Here is a 17812-nt window from a genome sequence, read left to right on the forward strand (position 1 = left end):
GTCCACGGCCTGCGCCGCGGCACCGTGCAGCTGGGCGCCCAGCGGCGGCGCCTGCAGCGCCGCGCTGCGCACCAGCACCGAGAGCACCGGATTCTGCTTGTGCGGCATGGTCGACGATCCGCCCCGGCCGGGGGCGGTGCCCTCGCGCACCTCGCCGATCTCCGGCCTGCCGAGCAGCGTGACGTCGGTGGCGACGACGCCGAGTGCGTCACACACCCCGACGAGCGCGTCGCCGAGGTCGGTGATCGGCCGTCGCCGGGTGTGCCAGGGCAGCCCGGGCCAGCGCAGGTCGAGCTCGGCGGCGAACGCCCGCGCCACGGCCACCGGATCCGGGGCGAACTCCGACACCAGCGCGAGAGTGCCCGCGGCGCCGCCGCACTGCACCGGGAGCCCACGCCGCACGGCCTGGACGGCGTCCGAAGCGTCGAGGACACCGGCGAGCCACTGCGCGGCGGTGAGGCCGAAGGTGACCGGGACCGCGTACTGCGTGAGCGTCCGGCCGGGCATGACGTCGTCCCGGTGGCGGGAGGCCAGCGCGGCGAGGTGCTCCGCTGCCGCGCGCAGCTCGGTGCCGACGCGGCCGAGCGCCTGGCGGGCGACGAGCACCAGCGCGGTGTCGAGGACGTCCTGGCTGGTCAACCCTCGGTGCAGCAGGCCCGCGAGCGCGTCGTCGCCGACGGCCGCCCGCAGGGCCTTGACCAGCGGCACCACCGGGTTGCCCGCGCCCTCGGCGTCGCGCGCGAGGGTGTCCGCGTCGAGGTCGGCGGTCGCGACCCGCTCGGCCACGCGCTCGGCGTCCGCGGGGCCGAGGACACCGGTGGTCGCGAGCGCGCGGAGCCAGGCGATCTCCACGGTGCGCATCGCGCCGAGCAGGGCGTGGTCGTCGACCAGACCGTCGGCCCGATGCGCTCCGGGTTCGAGCAGCCCACTCATCGGCCGTGAGCCGGGAAGGTGAGGAACACGGTCTCCCGCTCGCCCTGCAGGTGGATGTCGTGGGTGAGGCTGCCGTCGTCGTCGCGCATCGCCACCAGTGTGCGGCGGCGTTCGGCGGGCAGCGAGGCGAGCAGCGGATCGGCGTCGGTCGCGGGACCGGGCAGGTAGATGCGGGTGAAGAGCCGGTCCAGCAGGCCGCGCGCGAACACGGTCACGGCGAAATGAGCGGCCGTGCCCTCGCGGGTGGGGCCGGGCTCGACGGTGGTGATCGCGTAGCGGCCGCCGGAGTCGGTGGCCACCCGGGCCCAGCCGGTGAACACCCCGCTGCGCCGGAGGGACCCTTCGACGCGGGGAATCCGACCGGACGTGTCGGCCTGACGGATTTCGAGGAGCGCGTCGGGCACCGGTGCCCCGGAGCCGTCGTAGACCGTGCCGTGCAGCCGGATCGTGCCGGGCACGCCGGGCGGAGCCGGGTGCGGGCCGTCGGCGTAGGGCAGGGCGTAGTGGAAGAACGGGCCGACGGTCTGGCCGGGGGTCGGAACGAGGTCACGCATCGTCGGCCTCCTGCTCGATGGGGGTGGCGTGCGCGCCGGTGAGCACGATGTCCCAGCGGTACCCGGTGGCCCACTCGTGGGTGGTGAGCTCGTGGTCGTAGGTCGCGACGAGCCGGTCGCGGGCCTTCTGGTCCGTGATCGACTGGTAGATCGGGTCCAGGGCGAACAGCGGATCGCCCGGGAAGTACATCTGCGTCACCAGTCGCTGGGTGAACTCCCGTCCGAACAGCGAGAAGTGGATGTGTGCGGGGCGCCAGGCGTTGTGGTGGTTGCGCCACGGGTACGGGCCGGGCTTGATCGTGGTGAACCGGTACCAGCCGTCGTCGTCGGTCAGGCACCGCCCCGCGCCGTGGAAGTGCGGATCGAGCGGAGCCGGGTGCTGGTCACCCTTGTGCACGTAGCGTCCGGCCGCGTTGGCCTGCCAGATCTCGACCAGCTGGCCGCGCACGGGACGCCCGTCCGCGTCGAGCACCCGGCCGGTCACGACGATCCGTTCCCCGATGGGCTCACCCTGGGGATGGAGTGTGAGGTCGGCCTCAGTCGGGTCTACATCGGACTGGCCGAACACCGGGGCGGCCAGCTCGACGTCCTCGGGGTCCACGACCAGAGGTCGCTTCGTGGGGTGCCGGAGCAGCGAGCTCCGGTAGGGCGGGAAGTCCAGACGGGTCCGGGTCTCGCCGGGGTCGGCCGATGCGTGGATCCGTGCGATCTCGTCGGAGATCGACCGCTGCGTTGCGGGCGTCATGGCGACATCGTGCGTCGAACCGGGGGCCAACGACTACAGTGGGATTTCACTGAGTGAAAGGACCGCGCATGGCCGGCAACGTGTCGACTCCCGGTGCCACGGTGGTCTCGCGGGTGTTGTCGGTGCTGTACGCGTTCGACGACCGGCATCGACGCCTCACCGCGACCGAGGTGGCACGGCGGACGGGGCTGCCCGTGCCGACGGCGCACCGGCTGCTCCGGGAGCTCGTGGCGGGCGAGGCGATCACGCGTGGCGCCGACGGCCGGTACGCCATCGGCCGCCGGTTGTGGGACGTCGGAATGCTCGCCCCCGAGCAGACCGAACTCCAGCACGTCGCCTCGCCGTTCCTCAGCGACATCCACGCGGCCACGCGCGCGACCGTGCACCTCGGGGTCCGCGACGGGATGGAGGTCCTGTACCTGGACCGGCTCTCCGGGCGGGCGTCGGTGCCGGTGGTGAGCCGGGCCGGTTCCCGCCTCCCCCTGCACCCGACCGGCGTCGGCAAGGTGCTGCTCGCGCACGCGCCGGAGGAGCTGTGCGAGCGCTACCTCGCCGGGCCGCTGCGCAGGCCGACGATCCACACGATCACGCACCCCGACAGGCTGCGCCGTCAACTCGCGGCCGTGCGCCGAGACGGCTACGCGACCACGGCCGACGAGATGACGTTGGGTGCCTGCTCGATCGCCGTGCCGATAGCCCGGGCGCGGGCCGAGCGCGGCTCGGGCGCCGTCGAACACGAGGTCGTGGCGGCGCTGGGGATCGTCGTGCCCTCGCTCAAGCGGGAGCGCACGCGCCTGCTGGCCGCGTTGCAGGTGGCCGCCCAAGGGATCGGGCGGAGCCTGCCCTGAGCCCGGCGCCCGTGCATCGAGTGGTGAGACACCGCGCGGCAACTGTCGGCAACTAGTTGTCGTCGTCGCAGAGGCGACCGTAGTAGTCCGCTCGAACGGCAACTAGTTGCCGGGAGTTGCCTCCGGCCGGGCCGGACCCGTCGAGTCGCGGACGACGAGGTGGGTCTCGAAGGTCGGCGACGGCAGGTCGGTCAGCTGCCCGGTCAGACTCTCGTGGACGCTGTCCACGGCCCGTCGCCCCAGCCTGTCGGAGGGGCCGCCGATCGTGGTCAGCGCGGGCACGGTGAGATCGGCGCCGAAGATGTCGTCAGACCCCACGAGGCTGCGGTCCTCCGGCAACCGCACACCGCTGGCCTGCAGGTACCGGAGAGCCCCGAGGGCCATGAGGTCGTTGTAGGCGATGGCGGCACCGGCGCGGCTCAGGACGAACGCGTCCGCCGCCTCACGCCCGCCCTGCCGGTTGGGGCCGAACGGACCCAGGAACGTGGCACGCAGGCCCAGTGAGGTCGCCTCGTCGTGCACCGCCCGCCAACGCTGGCCGTTGACCCACGAGTTGCGCGGACCCGACAGGTAGGCGATGTGCCGGTGTCGGAGAGCCGCGAGGTGGCGAGGATGCCGGCGCTGGTGGTGGCGAGCAGGCGCCGCAGGTTGCTGGCCTCCACCAGCGCCGACTCGTCGCTGTCGGCGAGCGCGAGGGTGTAGTCGAGCTCGATCGCGCGGGCCTGTGCCGCTTTGATCAGCGGCGCGTAGTACGGGTTGGACACGTCGGTGACCACCAGCGTGATCGTGCGGGCCCGTCCGGGTGCCTCGGCCCTGGCGATCGGCCGGGGCTCGTACCCGATCCGGCGAGCGGCCGCGCGCACCAGCTCCCGCGTGGCGGGGCTGACCCGGCTGGGATTGCTGAACGTGCGCGACACGGTGGACGCGGCGAGGCCGCACTCCCGTGCGACGTCGCGGTCAGAGGACGTTTCCGGCCCGGTGTCTTCAGCCGAGGAGGATCAGCCGTGCTCATCGACCGCGTCGACGTCAACGTCACCAGCCCGGGCCGCAACTTCGTGACCCTGAAGATCACGACGAAGGACGGGATCACCGGCTACGGCGACGCCACTCTCAACGGTCGGGAGCTGTCGGTCGCGAGTTACCTGCGCGATCACCTGGCGCCGCTGCTGACCGGACGCGATGCGCACCTGATCGAGGACACGTGGCAGTACCTGTACCGCGGTGGCTACTGGCGGCGCGGCCCGGTGACGATGGCGGCGATCGCGGCCGTGGACACCGCGCTGTGGGACATCAAGGCCAAAGCCGCGGGCATGCCGCTCTACCAGCTGCTCGGCGGGGCCGGCCGCGACCGCTGCCTCGTGTACGGCCACGCCAGCGGTGCCGACCTGCCGGAACTGAAGGAGTCGATCCACGAACACCTGGAGCTCGGGTTCAGGGCGATCCGGATCCAGACGGGTGTTCCCGGGCTGGACTCCGTGTACGGCGTGGCGTCGAGCAAGGCGGCCTCGGTCGGGGACTCGGGACGCTACGACTACGAGCCCGCGCGGCGGTCGGCGCGCCCGGCGGAGGAGCGGTGGGACACCCGCGCGTACCTCCGCCACGTGCCGTCGGTGTTCGAGGAGGTGCGCAACACCTTCGGCGAGGAGCTCGCGCTGCTGCACGACGCCCACCACCGGCTGACGCCCCTGCAGGCCGCGCGGCTCGGCAAGTCGCTGGAGCCGTACGACCTGTTCTGGCTGGAGGACGTCACCCCGGCCGAGAACCAGGAGGCGCTACGACTGGTGCGGCAGCACACCATCACGCCGCTGGCGATCGGCGAGGTGTTCAACACGATCTGGGACTACCAGACGCTCATCAGCGAGCAGCTCATCGACTACGTCCGCTCACCCGTCACGCACGCGGGCGGCATCACGGGCGTGAAGAAGATCGCCGACTACGCCGCGATGTACCAAATCAAGACGGGCATGCACGGGCCGACCGACGTCTCGCCCGTCGGGCAGGCCGCCGCCGTGCACCTGGGCATCGCCCTGCACAACTTCGGCATCCAGGAGTACATGATCCACAGCGAGCGGACGCGGGAGGTCTTCGGATCGACCCTGGAGTTCGCCGACGGTGGCCTGAAGCCGAGCGACGAACCGGGCCTGGGCGTCCACCTCGACGAGCGGCTCGCGGCCGACCACCCGTACGAGCCCGCGTACCTGCCGACGAACCGCCTGCTCGACGGCACGGTGCACGATTGGTGGTCTTGCTCCGCCGCGCCGCGCCGCGCCGGGCCGGGTCTGGTCCGGAGGCCCGGCGCCGCGTTCCCCCAGCCGGCCGTCGTCACACCGCCGTTTCGGCGGGCGCGGCTGTTCCGAGCTCGGCGAGCAACTCGGCCGCGTCGAGCACTCGCGCGCACCGGCTGCCCGCGTACTCCAGCGCGAGCCGGTGTTCCGCCGGGCCGAAGTCGGCGACGCCGTCGGCGAGGAAGAACGGCTGGATGTCGTGCGAGAACGCCTCGATGGCGGTGGCGAGACAGCCGACGTGGGCGTAGACGCCGCCGATCACCAGCTGGTCGCGACCCGCCTCGGTCAGGCGGGAGAGCAGGTCGCTGTGGCAGAACGCGCTGTAGCGCCATTTCGTCAGCACCACGTCGCCGGGGGCGGGCGCGAGGGGGTCGACGACGGCCCGATCCTCGGGACTGGCGACCATGCCGGGGCCCCAGAAGTCCTTGAGCAGACCCCGCTGCTCGTCGGTCATCGAGCCGGGCTGGGCCGTGTAGAAGACGGGGACGCCCCACTCGGCGCAGCGGTCGCGCACGGCGACGAGGTTGTCGAGCAGTTCCCGGTAGGGCGACTCGGTGGGGGAGAACGGGCGGAGGAAGTACCGCTGCATGTCGTGGATCAACAGCGCGAGCCGCGACGGCTCGGGCCGCCAGTGCTTCGGTCCGCGCTCACCGTCCGGCAGGCTCGGCAGGGTGTACGGGTGGATGGAGCCGATTCCCACGGCTGTCCCCTTTCAGGTCGGATACGACGGCGGTGCGCGGCTCAGACGCCGAGCGCCGCACCACCGTCGACGTAGAGGTCCTGCATCGTGATCTGAGCTGCCCGGTCGGAGAGCAGGAACCGTACGGATTCGGCGACGTCGTCGGCCGAGCCGACCCGGCCCAGCGGGATGCCCACGCGGAACCGGTCGGGATCGCCCTGCACGGTCTGCCGCTCGTTGCCGCCCGACGAGTCCCACAGGGTGCGCAGCATCGCGGTGTCGGTCGAGCCCGGTGCGACCACGTTGCAGCGGATGCCGTGTGGGGCCAGTTCGAGGCCCAGACATTTGGTGAACGCGGTCACCGCCGCCTTCGAGGTAGCGTAGGCGCCCATTCCGGCCCGCGGCACGCCTGCGGCGTTCGAGGCGACGGTCACGATCGCGCCGTGTCCGCGCGGGACCATGTACCGGGCGACGGCACGGCAGACGTAGAAGGCGCCGGTGGTGTTGACCGCCATCGTCCGGGCCCACTCGTCGTCCGAAGTAGACAAGATGTCGGCCGGGTGCAGCACGCCTGCGGCATGGGCGAGGCCCGTGATCGGCCCGAGCTCGACCTCCACCCGCTCGACAGCCTGCGCGACGGACGCGCTGTCGGTGATGTCGGCCGGCGCTGCTCGCACATCAAGCCCGTCCTCGCGCAGGGTCCGCACGGCCGAGTCGAGCTCGTCCTCGCGCCGGTCGGAGGCGGCGACGACCGCGCCGTCCCGGGCCAGCAGGCGCGCGATCGCCAGACCGATCCCACCCGCGGCGCCGGTCACCAGATGGACGGGGCGCTCCTCGTCAGTTCCGGACATGGTGTGCCTCCTCGCTCGTCGCGGCCGAGAACTCCCTGGCCAGTTCGATGGCTTGCTCACTGTTCAGGCGGGGGTCGCACGCGGTGGAGTAGGCGGGCACGCCCACCCGGTCGAGCTCGCTGTCGTCGGCGACGCATTCGCCGACGGCCTCGGGCGTCGCTTCGAGATGCAGTCCCGCGGCCCGGACGCGCGCCGCGTCGAGGACTTCGCGGAACAGCCTGATCTCCCGCCGCATGGTGTGCACGAGACGGGTCTTGCGCCCGTCGGGTGCGGTGATGGTGTTGCCGTGCATGGGATCGCACAACCAGATCACCGGGTGTCCGGCGTCCCGGACGGCGGCGACCAGCCCGGGAAGCACTTCCGCGACCCGGTCGGCACCGAGCCGCGCGATGAGGGTCAGCCTCCCGGGACTGCGATGCGGGTCGAGACGTGCGCAGAGCGCGAGCAGCTCCTCGGGCGTCATGCGAGGGCCGATCTTGCACGCCACGGGGTTGACCACAGTGGACAGCAGACGGATGTGGGCGCCGTCGAGCTGGCGGGTGCGCTCGCCGACCCACGGCAGGTGGGTGGAGGTCAACAGGGGACGGTTCCACGGATCGCGGCGGAGGAACGGGGTCTCGTAGTCGAGCAACAGCGCCTCGTGGCTGGTCCACAGTCGGCGGTGTGGCCGCGATCCGTCCTCGGCCGCCCGTTCCCTCAGCGTGGTGGCCGCGTCGAGGGCCGCGTGGTAGCAACTGAGCAGCCGGTTGGGGTCGGGACGTCGCGCCTCGGGGTCGGCCTCACCCGCGTTGACCGCGAAGCCGCGGAACACGGGCAGCAGCATGTCGCCGACCTCCTCCCAGTCCTGGGAGCGCGGTTTGCCGAACTGCCCGGCGATACGGCCGACGCGCACGACGTCGCCGCCGTCGGGTGCCAGCGCGCCGGCGAGGTCGTCCACGAGCGCGGCCTTGGCGGAGACCCGCGACGGTGTGCACTGCGCCGGATCCTCCGCGCAGTCACCCGCCTGGATCATGCTCGCCGACCCCGTGGCCACCTCGGCGAGCAGGGAACGCAGTGTCTCGATCTCGTGCCACTCCGCGACGGCGGGCAGTACCTGAAGCGTGCGGCGGACCGCTTCGACCGGTGCCTCGGACGGCCACTCGGGCTGTTGCCGCGCGGGGAGGTCGAACCAGCGGGGATCGTCCTCGAGCAGGTCGGCGGTCGCGGTCGAATCCTTCAGTTCCATGTTTGTCCGTGTCTCTTTCGCCGACGGTGTCTGGAGCGCGCTTCACGAGATCGGCACGCCACGCAGATTGTCGAAGCGCGCCGGTCACCGAGGGAACTGTGCGGACGAGCAGTCTGAATGTCCGGAATACCGACGTGGCGACGGGAAACCGCTGGTCACTCTCGCCGCCGACCGGCCGCCGCCGCTGCTCCGCACGAACGGTCACCGTGGTGATCGCTCGACCGGCCCCTCGTCGCACTGTGTGGTCGATGAGCAGGCGAGGGCCAGAACAGCGAAGTGTGACGGTGATCTCGTCCACTCTGGTCAATCGCACCCATGTGAACGGGTAGTTGCCCGCGTCCCGGAAGCGCCCCAGAGTCGGACGTACCCGCGGCCGAGCCGGTCGTCCACCACAGCACGAGCGAGGAGCACCTGTCATGGCTGCCACCGATCCGGCCACCCTGTGGCGACGTGCCGAAGCAGCTCCTGGCTGGGCGGTGCTCCACCGCCCCGACGCGACCGGCGCCGATCGTGTGGAGATCCTCTTCGGCGACGTGGTCGCACTGGATCGGCTGGCCGAGCTCGACGACCTCACCGAGCGAGCGACCGAACCGGGACCGGGTGCCGGACACCGACTGCTGGTGGCCGTGCCGTTCCGCCAGGCTGCCGAGCGGGGTTTCGAGTGTGTCGACGACGGGACACCACTGGCGGCACTCGCGATACGCGATGAATACGACGCCGCGCTCGACGATGTGCTCGCGACCCTGCCCGACGATCCGGTCCAGGTCGGCGAGGCCGGGTTCGAGCTGGACGACGACGCCTACGCCCACGCCGTGGCACAGGTGATCGAGCACGAGATCGGGCGCGGTGTCGGGGCCAATTTCGTGCTCAAGCGCTCGTTTCGGGCTCAGCTCGACGACTTCTCCCCGAGGACCGCGCTGGCGACCTTCCGCAGGCTGCTGTCGAACGCGACGGGGGCCTATTGGACGTTCCTGGTGCGGCTGGGCGATCGCCTGCTGATCGGCGCCACGCCCGAACGCCACGTGACGTTGTCCGACGGGACGATGACGATGAACCCCATCAGCGGGACCTACCGGTATCCGGCCGAGGGACCGGACACCGAGGACGTCCTGCGCTTCCTCGCCGACGGCAAGGAGACCGACGAGCTCTACATGGTCGTCGACGAGGAGCTCAAGATGATGGCCCGGCTGTGCTCTCCGGGTGTGCGGGTGCGGGGACCGTTCCTCAAGGAGATGCGGTGGCTCGCCCACACCGAGTACTTCCTCGGCGGGGAGACCGACCGAGGGGTGGCCGACGTACTCCGCGAGACGCTGTTCGCGCCCACGGTGGTGGGTTCGCCGTTGGAGAGCGCGTTCCGGGTCGTGTCCCGCTACGAGGGACGTGGCCGGGGCTACTACAGCGGCGTCCTCGCGCTGGTCGGCCGGGATGTGGCCCACCAGCCCACACTGGACTCCGCGATCCTCATCCGCACAGCGGAGATCGACTCGACCGGAGCTCTCGACCTCGGTGTGGGAGCGACCCTGGTGCGGCACTCCGACCCCGCGGGCGAGGCGCGGGAGACCTGGGCGAAGTCGGCCGGCATGCTGGCCGCGTTGGGGATCGGTGAGGCGACGTCGGGGACGCGTGTCTCCGCGAGGCCGGCACCGGGGCTGAGCGCGGATCTCCGCATCGCGAACGCGCTCGCCGAACGCAACTCGGGTCTGGCCGAGTTCTGGTTCTCCACGCCCCGACCACGGTCTGCCCATCGCGGAGCGCGGGTGCTCGTGGTCGACGCCGAGGACCACTTCACCGGCATGCTGGACCACCAGCTCCGGCACTGCGGGCTGGACGTGCGCACCCTCGACTACACCGACGTCACCACGGTCGAGGGGTACGACCTGGTGGTGCTGGGACCCGGTCCGGGAGACCCGACCGACGGGCATGACCCGAAGATCGCGCGGTTGCGCGGGCTGGCCCGCGACCTGCTGGGCAGGGTGCCGTTGCTGGCGGTGTGCCTCGGGCATCAGGCGCTGGCGTCGGTGCTGGGCTTCAAGCTGGCGCGGAAGGCCGTGCCGAGCCAGGGCCAACGCAGGACGATCGACTACTTCGGCTCGCCCGCGCAGGTCGGGTTCTACAACACCTACACCGCCGTGTCGCTGCTCGACACCGTCCAGGCCGTGGTCCCGGGAGGTGTGGTCGAGGTGGCCCGCGATACCGCGACCAACGAGGTCCACGGGCTCCGCGCCCCGGGACTGCGTTCGGTGCAGTTCCATCCGGAGTCGGTGCTCTCCCGGGACGGGTTCTCGATCCTGCGCGCGGCGGCCGAAGCACTGCTCGACGAAGGCGTGCCCGCCGGGCGCGACGCGATGACCGTGGAAGGACGGCGATGATCACCATCACGCACACGCAGACCGTGGGGGCTTCTCCCGACCAGTGGGAGCACTGCCTCGAACGCCTGGAGCGGAAAGCGCGCGCCCCCATGGGATTCGTTCCCGCGATCGTCGGATGTTCGGTGCTCGCCGAATACGACGACGGATTCCTTCGGAGGATCGAACTACCGGACGGAACCCGACTGCGGGAACGCGTGTTCGTCCATTCGGCCGACCATTTCGTCTTCGACCAGGTCGACGATCCGGATCTGACCGCGATCGAAAATCGCCTCACCGTATCGGAGGGGGAAATCAGGTTCACAATTCGCGTCACACTGTCCGCGAAGGGCACCGAACGCGCCTTCGGCGATGTCGAATGGTTCCGGGGCACCCACGACTACTTCGGCAGCACGGTCGAGTCCATCGTGGCCGGATTGGCGGCCCACCGGGACTGAGACGGCGTCCGCGCCCCACAAAGGCCCCCGCGTCACCGCGACGCGGGGGCCTTTTGTGTGCGGGAACACTGTTCGCTCGACCGATCCTGATCAGGTGAGCGGCATCGCGTCCCACACGTGTGTCGGGGAGGTCGGGCCGACTGGTCGAACGAACAGTTCGATTCCGCACCGGGCGCACCTAACGTTGATCACGTCATCGGGTGCTCGAACCGTCCCGCAGTTCGAGGAAAGTGAAACGCATGCGCCGAATCGTGTTGAAATACGGTGGCAGTTCTCTGGCCACGATCGAGAACGTGTGGCACGTGGCCGAGCTGGTGCACGACGTCGTGCGGCAGGGCCAGACGCCCGCAGTCGTGGTTTCGGCGCGGGGCGACACCACGGACGAGCTCGTCGCGACGGCGGAGCGGTTCTCCGGGGCCGCCGAGCACACGGCCGCCCTCGCCCGGGAACGCGACCAGCTCCTCGCGTGCGGGGAGATCTCCTCGGCCGCCCAGCTCGCACTCGCGCTGCGTTCCCGTGGGGTCGAGGCGGAGTCGCTGACCGGTGCTCAGGCCGGCCTGTCGGTGAGCGGGCCGCACGGCTCCGGGGTGATCGAGGAGATCGACGCGTCGCGGGTGCGGGCGAACCTCGATGCGGGCCGGGTCGCGGTCGTCGCGGGATTCCAGGGAACCAACGCGCACGACGACGTGACGACCCTCGGGCGCGGCGGATCGGACACGACGGCGGTGGCTCTGGCGGTCGCCCTCGACCGTGCCCGGTGCGTTCTCAACACCGATGTGGACGGAGTGTTCAGCGCCGATCCCTCTCTCGTGCCGGACGCGCGTCTCTTCTCGACGGTGAGCGGGGACGTGCTCTGCGAGATGGCGTTCGGCGGCGCGCGAGTCGTGCACCCGCGTGCGGCGGAGCTGGCGCAACTTTTCGGCATCGAGCTGTGGGTTCGCAACACCTTCACCGACCGACCCGGTACCCGCGTCCTGAGCGGAGGAAGCAGCATGATCGAAACCGCACCGGCCGCGCACGCCGTGGTGCACGACGGCGATGTCGCCTACCTCTCGGTCCACCCGCTCGGTGCCGAACCGGAACCGGGCGAGGCCGGTCCGCGCGAGCTGGTGGCCGAGGCCCTCGCCGCGGCGGGTGTGCCGGCCGACTTCGTCGGCGACACCCGGCTGGGCGCTGACGTGGCCGTGGGGCTCGCGGTGTCCTCGTCCGCGGCGACTCCGGTCGCGGAGGCGGTCACCGCGGCGTTCACCCGCGCCGGCCGCAAGGTCCGAGTGGACACCGTCGGTTCGCTGGCGACGGTGTCGTTGGTGGGCTCCGGCCTGCTCAGCAGGCCGCGCTGCCTGGCCGACGCGCTCGCCGCGCTGCGCGAGGCCCGGGTGATCCCGCTGGCCTGCACCACGACCCAATCCCGTTGCACCGTGCTGGTCCGTGACGAGGACACGGGGACCGCGGTCCGTGCCCTGCACGACGCCTTCGAGCTCGACGCTCGGGCCCGGACCGATTCCACCCTCGTCTCAGCGAGCTGAATCCGACCTGACAAACGAACGGAGGACAAAGGTGTACTCGTACGGAACGTTCGGGCGGCGGTTACGGCTGCGTCGGCTGAACCGCACCCCCGACCAGCGGTTGTTCGTCGTGCCCCTGGACCACTCGATCACCATCGGCCCGGTGACGCCGAACGGTGGGTTGAACTCGCTGGTGCGCACGATCAGCGCCAACGGCGCCGACGCGATCGTGCTGCACAAGGGCACGCTCCGGCAGGTCGACCACGCCGTGTTCGCCGACACCGCGCTGATCGTGCACCTCAACGCGAGCACCGTCCACGCGAGCGACCCGGACGCCAAGTACCTCGTCGCGAGCGTCGAGGAGGCCGTCAGTGCGGGCGCGGACGCGGTGAGCGTGCACGTCAACATCGGTTCCCCCGCGGAGAGTCAGCAGGTCGCGGATCTCGCCACGGTGGCGCGCGACTGCGACCGCTGGAGCGTTCCGCTGCTGGCGATGATGTATCCGCGAGGTCCGCAGATCGACTCCGGCGACGCCGACCTGATCGTGCACGCGGCGACCGTGGCCACCGACCTCGGTGCCGACTTCGTCAAGCTGCCGCTTCCCACCCGGTTGGACGAGGTCACCGACATCGTCGCCCGGTGCCCGGTTCCGGCCCTGTTCGCCGGCGGCGCTCGCCGGGAGGGTGGCGAGGGCGTCGTGGGTCACGTCCGCACGGTGATGCGGGCGGGCGCGGCGGGAGTCGCGATCGGCCGCAACATCTTCCAGTCCACCGACGTGGCGGCCACGACGCGCGCCGTCGCCGCCGCGGTGCACGAGAACAAGGACACCACCCCGCGCCTCGACCGGCTCGCGATGGAACCCGTCGGCGGCTGACCGCTCCACCTCCCGACCGTCCGTCACCGTTCGCCCCAGAAGGAGAAGCCATGAAACTGTGCTGGATCGACATCGGCCGTGTCACCGAGGCCAAAGACGCCATCACCGAGGAGGCCCTGCACCACCGGGTCGACGGCATCGTCAGCCGCGACGCCGCCGACCTGGCCTCGCTGCCTCCCACCGCGCAGCGGGTGCTCGACGCCACCGGTGCCGACCTGGAGCGGGTCCTCGAATCGATCGACACCGACACCGTGGACCTCGTCATGATCGACCCGGTGACGCAGGGCAGCACGAGCGAGCTGGCGCGCCGGTACGAGGGCGTGCACTTCGCGGCGTTCGTGAACGTCGTCGACTCCTCGTCGCTGGACCTGGCCTGCGAGCTGGCGCGCACGGAACAGTGGAGTGTCATCCGCTTCCGCGACCCGACGAAGATCCCGCTGGAGATCGTCCTGGCCGCGGCGGACAAGGCACAGGGCAGCATCATCACCGAGGTCAGCGACGTCGAAGAGGCCGAGATCGTGTACGGCGTGCTCGAACACGGCTCCGACGGCGTGCTGATGACACCGAGCCGGGTCGGCGAGGCGAGCGAGCTGAAGGCCGCCGCCGTGACGACCGTCAGCGACCTCGAACTGGCCGAGCTGGAGGTCACCGGGATCCGGCACGTGGGCATGGGCGACCGCGCGTGCATCGACACCTGCAGCTATCTGCGGGAGGACGAGGGCATCCTGGTGGGGTCGCTGTCGAAGGGCATGATCCTGTGCGTCAGCGAGACGCACCCGCTGCCGTACATGCCGACCCGTCCGTTCCGGGTCAACGCCGGCGCCATCCACTCGTACACGATGGGCGAGAACGGGCGCACGAACTACCTCAGCGAGCTCCACGCGGGCAAGAAGGTCGTCGCCGTGGACGTCAAGGGACGCACCCGCACGGTCACGGTCGGCCGCGTCAAGATCGAGTCGAGGCCGCTGCTCGCGGTGGACGCCGTGGCCAAGGACGGCACCGTGGTCAACCTGATCCTCCAGGACGACTGGCACGTCCGTGTGCTCGGACCCGGCGGCGTGGTGTTCAACTCCACCGAGCTCAAGCCCGGCGACATCCTGCTCGGCCACCTGCCGACGCACGATCGCCACGTCGGGTACCCGATCAACGAGTTCTGCCGGGAACAGTGAGTACGCGCCACACCGGCCGCGTGTTCGACTTCCACGCGCGGCTGCCACCGAGACCCGGCGCCGCCCGTACCCTACTGGCCACAATGGACCGGCATGGCATCGGGCGGGCCGTGGTGTGCGCGGGTGGGACCGTGAAGCCGGACACGCTGTCGCGGTGGCTGATCGACGGCGGCCACACCGAGACCGGTGCCGACAACGACGCCGTCCTCGCCGCCTGCGAGGGCGAAGGCGACCGGCTCGTGCCGTTCTACTTCGCCAACCCGCACGAACCGCTCGCCCGGTATCTCGACCGGGCGAGCGGGTTCCGCGGGGTCGAGGTCTCGCCCGCCGTGCACGGTGTCGCGCTGACCGACACGCGCGTGCGGTCGATCGCCGACGCGGCGGGGGAGTACGGGCACCCGTTCTACACGGTCTGCCTGTCGCGTCCCGGGTGCGGCGTGACCGAGTTCGCCGCACTCGCGCGAGAGTTCCCGAACACCACGTTCGTGCTCGGGCACCTCGGTATCGGCAACATCGACTTCCACGCGGTGAACCTGGTCCGCGACCTCGCCAACGTGGTCGTCGAGACCTCCGGGGGCTATTCGAGTGTGGCGGCGGCCGCGGTGGAGCGGCTCGGCGCCGACCGTGTCCTGTTCGCCGGGGAGTACCCGCTGCAGGACCACGCGGTGGAACTGGCGAAGATCGCCGCGCTCGAACTGTCGGACGTCGACGCGGAACGCGTGCTGTACGGCAACGCGCTCCGAATTCTGGGAGAGGAAGGGGAACGAGCGAGATGACTTTGGCGAAGGCGCGGACGTCCGACCACGAGGTGGCGCTGCGCACGGAGTTCACGGGCTGGAGCGACCTCGACGAACTCGCGGCCCGTCAGGACGCGCAGCTGCGGACGACGTTCGAGTGGGCGGCGCGGTCCCCGTTCTACCGCGGGCGCTTCGGGACGACGGGCGTTCCGCGGACCCGGGCCGACCTGCAGCGCCTCGCACCGACCACCAAGCAGGACCTGCGCGACAACTACCCGTTCGGCATGCTCGCCGTCGAGCGGCGCAGGTTGGCGACCTACCACGAGTCCAGCGGCTCGGCGGGCGAGCCGACTCCCTCGTACTACACGACCGAGGACTGGGTGGACCTCAACGAGCGTTACGCTCGCAAGTGGACCGGGATCACCGCCGACGACACCTTCCTCGTGCGGACCCCGTACGCACTGATGGTGACGGGGCACCTCGCGCACTCGGCCGCCCGCAGCCGTGGAGCGACGGTCGTGCCCGGGGACAACCGGTCGCTGGCGATGCCCTACGCGCGCGTGGTGCGGGTGCTCCGCGACCTCGGGGTGACGATGAGCTGGTCGCTGCCCACCGAGACGTTGCTGTGGGTGAGGGCGGCCGAGCTGGCGGGACTGGATCCGCAGGTGGACTTCCCGGAGCTGCGTGCACTGTTCGTCGGCGGCGAGCCCCTGTCCCCGGCGCGCAAGGCGCGGATCAGTGAACTGTGGGGTGTCCCGGTCGTCGAGGAGTACGGCTCCACCGAGACAGGCAGCCTCGCGGGCGAGTGCCCGAACGGGGAGCTGCACCTGTGGGCCGACCGGGCGATCTTCGAGGTGGCCGACCCGGAGACCGGAGAGATCCGGGACTCCGGGCGCGGCACGCTCGTGGTCACGCCGCTGTACCGGGAGGCGATGCCGCTGCTGCGATACGACCTCGCCGACAACGTGGAGGTCTCCACCGAGCCGTGCGATTGCGGCTGGCGACTGCCGACCGTGCGGGTGCTCGGGCGCGCCGCCTTCGGCCACCGGGTCGGTGACCGGCTGATCGACCAGAACAGCGTCGAGGAGGTCGTCTTCGCGCTGCCCGCCGAGTACGGGGTCATGTTCTGGCGCGGACGTGCGCTGCCCGACGAGTTGCAGGTCCAGATCGAGGTGGCCGAGCGGCACCGGGCGGCGGCCAGTGCCGAGCTGGACGAGCTGTTGCGGAGGCGCTTCGGCGTGCCGGTGCGGGTGCTGCCGCTCCAGCTGGGTTCGCTGGTGCCGGAGCACACCCTCACCCAGGCGGCCGACGTGGTCAAACCGCGCAGTTTCTTCGGTCCCGACGAGGACTGGTCCAAAGCGTTGCTGTACTGCTGAACGACGACGGCGGAGGAGGGACTGGGCGGATGTCCAGCACAGGGAGCGGGCCGGGACTGCGAGTGGCCGTCGTGGGCGCCGGGATCGGCGGCCTGGCCACCGCGGCCGCGCTGAAGAAGTGGGGAGTGCGGTGCGACGTCTACGAGCAGGCCGAGCATCTGCGTGAGGTGGGCGCGGGACTGCAACTCGCGCCCAACGCGAGCGCGGTGCTGTACCGGCTCGGCCTCGCCGAACCGTTGCGCCGGGTCGCGGTCCGTCCCGCCGCGGTCGAGATGCGGCGGTGGGACACCGGAACGCTGCTCGGGCGAACCGAGCTGGGCGCCGCGTGCGAGGAACGCTATGCGGCGCCCTATCTCACGGTGCATCGCGCCGACCTCCACCGCATCCTGGCCACCGCGTGCCCCGAGGGGTCGCTGCACCTGGCCATGCGCTGCGCGGAGGTCGTCGAGCACGACGAGGAGGTTCGGCTGCACTTCGCCGACGGTTCCGAGCGGCGCGCCGACGTGGTGATCGGGGCCGACGGTATCCACTCGACGGTCCGGGCCGGCCTGGCCACCGACTCGCCCCGGTACTCGGGGACGATGGTGTACCGCGGGCTGGCTCCCGCCGACCGGCTGCCTCGGCACCGGGACGACCCGCGGGTGCGCCTGTGGCTCGGACCGGGTCAGCACTGCGTGATCTACCCGGTGTCCGAGGGCGACAAGGTCAACGTGGTGGCCACCGTCCCCGGCCGGGAGAGGACACAGGAGTCGTGGACGGCGCGGGGTGACGTGGCCGACGTGCGCGCGGCGTACGCCGGCTGGCACGCCGAGGTGCGCGAGGTCCTGTTGGCCCTGGACGAGGTGAGCCTGTGGGTGCTGCACGACCGCGACCCCCTGCCGAGCTGGACGCTCGGACGGCGCACCGTACTCGGAGACGCAGCGCATCCGATGCTGCCGTTCCTGGCTCAGGGCGCCAATCAGGCCATCGAGGACGCCGCGGCGCTGGCCGCGTGCCTCGGCCCGGTCACCTGCCCGGACGACGTCCCGGCAGCGTTGACCAAGTACGAGGCGGTGCGGCGAGACCGGACCGACACGGTGCACGCCGGTGCGCGCCGCAACAACGGCATGCTGCACCTGCCGGACGGGCCGGAGCAGCGGCGCCGCGACGCCGAACTCGCCACGGCGACAGACCTGTCCAACCAGGACTGGCTGTACGGGCACGACGCGTTCACGGTGTGAGGCCGAAG

The 17812-nt window shown here is 71.2% G+C and carries 16 protein-coding genes and 1 pseudogene; 10 read left to right on the forward strand and 7 right to left on the reverse strand.

Features of this window, described 5'->3' with window-relative positions; genetic code table 11:
* The 3 genes from SACAZDRAFT_RS20890 to pcaH form a co-directional block, all read right to left on the reverse strand.
* Positions 1-933: lyase family protein (locus tag SACAZDRAFT_RS20890; RefSeq protein ID WP_005444971.1), on the reverse strand; the 933-nt coding region annotated here is incomplete at its 3' end.
* A complete protein-coding gene (pcaG, locus tag SACAZDRAFT_RS20895; protein ID WP_005444973.1) occupies positions 930-1487 on the reverse strand; it encodes a protocatechuate 3,4-dioxygenase subunit alpha in 558 nt (185 codons plus the stop codon). The genes SACAZDRAFT_RS20890 and pcaG, both read right to left, overlap by 4 nt.
* Complete coding sequence (gene pcaH, locus SACAZDRAFT_RS20900) at positions 1480-2232, reverse strand: protocatechuate 3,4-dioxygenase subunit beta (RefSeq protein ID WP_005444976.1); 753 nt, start codon at positions 2230-2232, stop codon at positions 1480-1482. The genes pcaG and pcaH overlap by 8 nt, the downstream gene beginning before the upstream one ends.
* Positions 2233-2300: 68 nt before the next feature.
* Between pcaH and SACAZDRAFT_RS20905 the strand changes: the two genes are divergently transcribed.
* Positions 2301-3080, forward strand: a complete 780-nt coding sequence (locus SACAZDRAFT_RS20905) for an IclR family transcriptional regulator (protein WP_005444977.1) — start codon at positions 2301-2303, stop codon at positions 3078-3080.
* Between the two features lie 102 nt (positions 3081-3182).
* On the opposite strand, the gene SACAZDRAFT_RS23960 is transcribed toward SACAZDRAFT_RS20905, so the two are convergent.
* Positions 3183-3659: a substrate-binding domain-containing protein gene (locus SACAZDRAFT_RS23960; RefSeq protein WP_232286440.1), complete on the reverse strand. Its 477-nt coding sequence runs from the start codon at positions 3657-3659 to the stop codon at positions 3183-3185.
* Positions 3660-4084: 425 nt separating this feature from the next.
* On the opposite strand from SACAZDRAFT_RS23960, the pseudogene manD reads away from it, so the two are divergent.
* A pseudogene (gene manD, locus SACAZDRAFT_RS20915) lies at positions 4085-5320 on the forward strand (D-mannonate dehydratase ManD); the annotation flags it as partial.
* An 82-nt stretch (positions 5321-5402) separates the two neighbouring features.
* Here manD and SACAZDRAFT_RS22680 read toward each other — a convergent pair.
* The 3 genes from SACAZDRAFT_RS22680 to SACAZDRAFT_RS20925 form a co-directional block, all read right to left on the reverse strand.
* Entirely contained in the window at positions 5403-5954 is a 552-nt protein-coding gene (locus SACAZDRAFT_RS22680) for an isochorismatase family protein (RefSeq protein ID WP_269726606.1), read from the reverse strand.
* Between the two features lie 152 nt (positions 5955-6106).
* Positions 6107-6895, reverse strand: a complete 789-nt coding sequence (locus SACAZDRAFT_RS20920) for a 2,3-dihydro-2,3-dihydroxybenzoate dehydrogenase (protein ID WP_005444979.1) — start codon at positions 6893-6895, stop codon at positions 6107-6109.
* On the reverse strand, positions 6882-8120 hold the full coding sequence (locus SACAZDRAFT_RS20925) for a 3-deoxy-7-phosphoheptulonate synthase (RefSeq protein WP_005444980.1): 1239 nt from the start codon (positions 8118-8120) through the stop codon (positions 6882-6884). Before SACAZDRAFT_RS20925 ends, SACAZDRAFT_RS20920 begins: the two co-directional genes overlap by 14 nt.
* Positions 8121-8536: 416 nt before the next feature.
* On the opposite strand from SACAZDRAFT_RS20925, the gene SACAZDRAFT_RS20930 reads away from it, so the two are divergent.
* The 8 genes from SACAZDRAFT_RS20930 (at position 8537) to SACAZDRAFT_RS20965 (ending at position 17804) form a co-directional block, all read left to right on the forward strand.
* Positions 8537-10489, forward strand: coding sequence for a phenazine-specific anthranilate synthase component I (locus SACAZDRAFT_RS20930; RefSeq protein ID WP_005444981.1), 1953 nt, complete (start codon positions 8537-8539; stop codon positions 10487-10489).
* On the forward strand, positions 10486-10923 hold the full coding sequence (locus SACAZDRAFT_RS20935; protein ID WP_005444983.1) for an AtaL-like protein: 438 nt from the start codon (positions 10486-10488) through the stop codon (positions 10921-10923). The genes SACAZDRAFT_RS20930 and SACAZDRAFT_RS20935 overlap by 4 nt, the downstream gene beginning before the upstream one ends.
* A 239-nt stretch (positions 10924-11162) precedes the next feature.
* On the forward strand, positions 11163-12449 hold the full coding sequence (locus SACAZDRAFT_RS20940) for an aspartate kinase (protein ID WP_005444985.1): 1287 nt from the start codon (positions 11163-11165) through the stop codon (positions 12447-12449).
* Positions 12450-12480: 31 nt separating this feature from the next.
* Positions 12481-13302 carry a 2-amino-3,7-dideoxy-D-threo-hept-6-ulosonate synthase gene (locus SACAZDRAFT_RS20945; RefSeq protein ID WP_005444987.1) on the forward strand — a complete coding sequence of 274 codons (822 nt, stop codon included), beginning with the start codon at positions 12481-12483 and terminating at the stop codon, positions 13300-13302.
* Between the two features lie 50 nt (positions 13303-13352).
* Positions 13353-14471: a 3-dehydroquinate synthase II gene (locus SACAZDRAFT_RS20950; protein ID WP_005444989.1), complete on the forward strand. Its 1119-nt coding sequence runs from the start codon at positions 13353-13355 to the stop codon at positions 14469-14471.
* A gap of 83 nt (positions 14472-14554) precedes the next feature.
* Positions 14555-15247, forward strand: a complete 693-nt coding sequence (locus SACAZDRAFT_RS20955) for an amidohydrolase family protein (protein WP_082245323.1) — start codon at positions 14555-14557, stop codon at positions 15245-15247.
* Positions 15244-16584, forward strand: coding sequence for a phenylacetate--CoA ligase family protein (locus SACAZDRAFT_RS20960; RefSeq protein WP_005444992.1), 1341 nt, complete (start codon positions 15244-15246; stop codon positions 16582-16584). The genes SACAZDRAFT_RS20955 and SACAZDRAFT_RS20960 overlap by 4 nt, the downstream gene beginning before the upstream one ends.
* A 29-nt stretch (positions 16585-16613) precedes the next feature.
* Complete coding sequence (locus SACAZDRAFT_RS20965; RefSeq protein ID WP_005444994.1) at positions 16614-17804, forward strand: FAD-dependent monooxygenase; 1191 nt, start codon at positions 16614-16616, stop codon at positions 17802-17804.
* Positions 17805-17812: the final 8 nt, after the last annotated feature.

The organism is Saccharomonospora azurea NA-128 (assembly GCF_000231055.2).
GTDB lineage: Bacteria > Actinomycetota > Actinomycetes > Mycobacteriales > Pseudonocardiaceae > Saccharomonospora > Saccharomonospora azurea.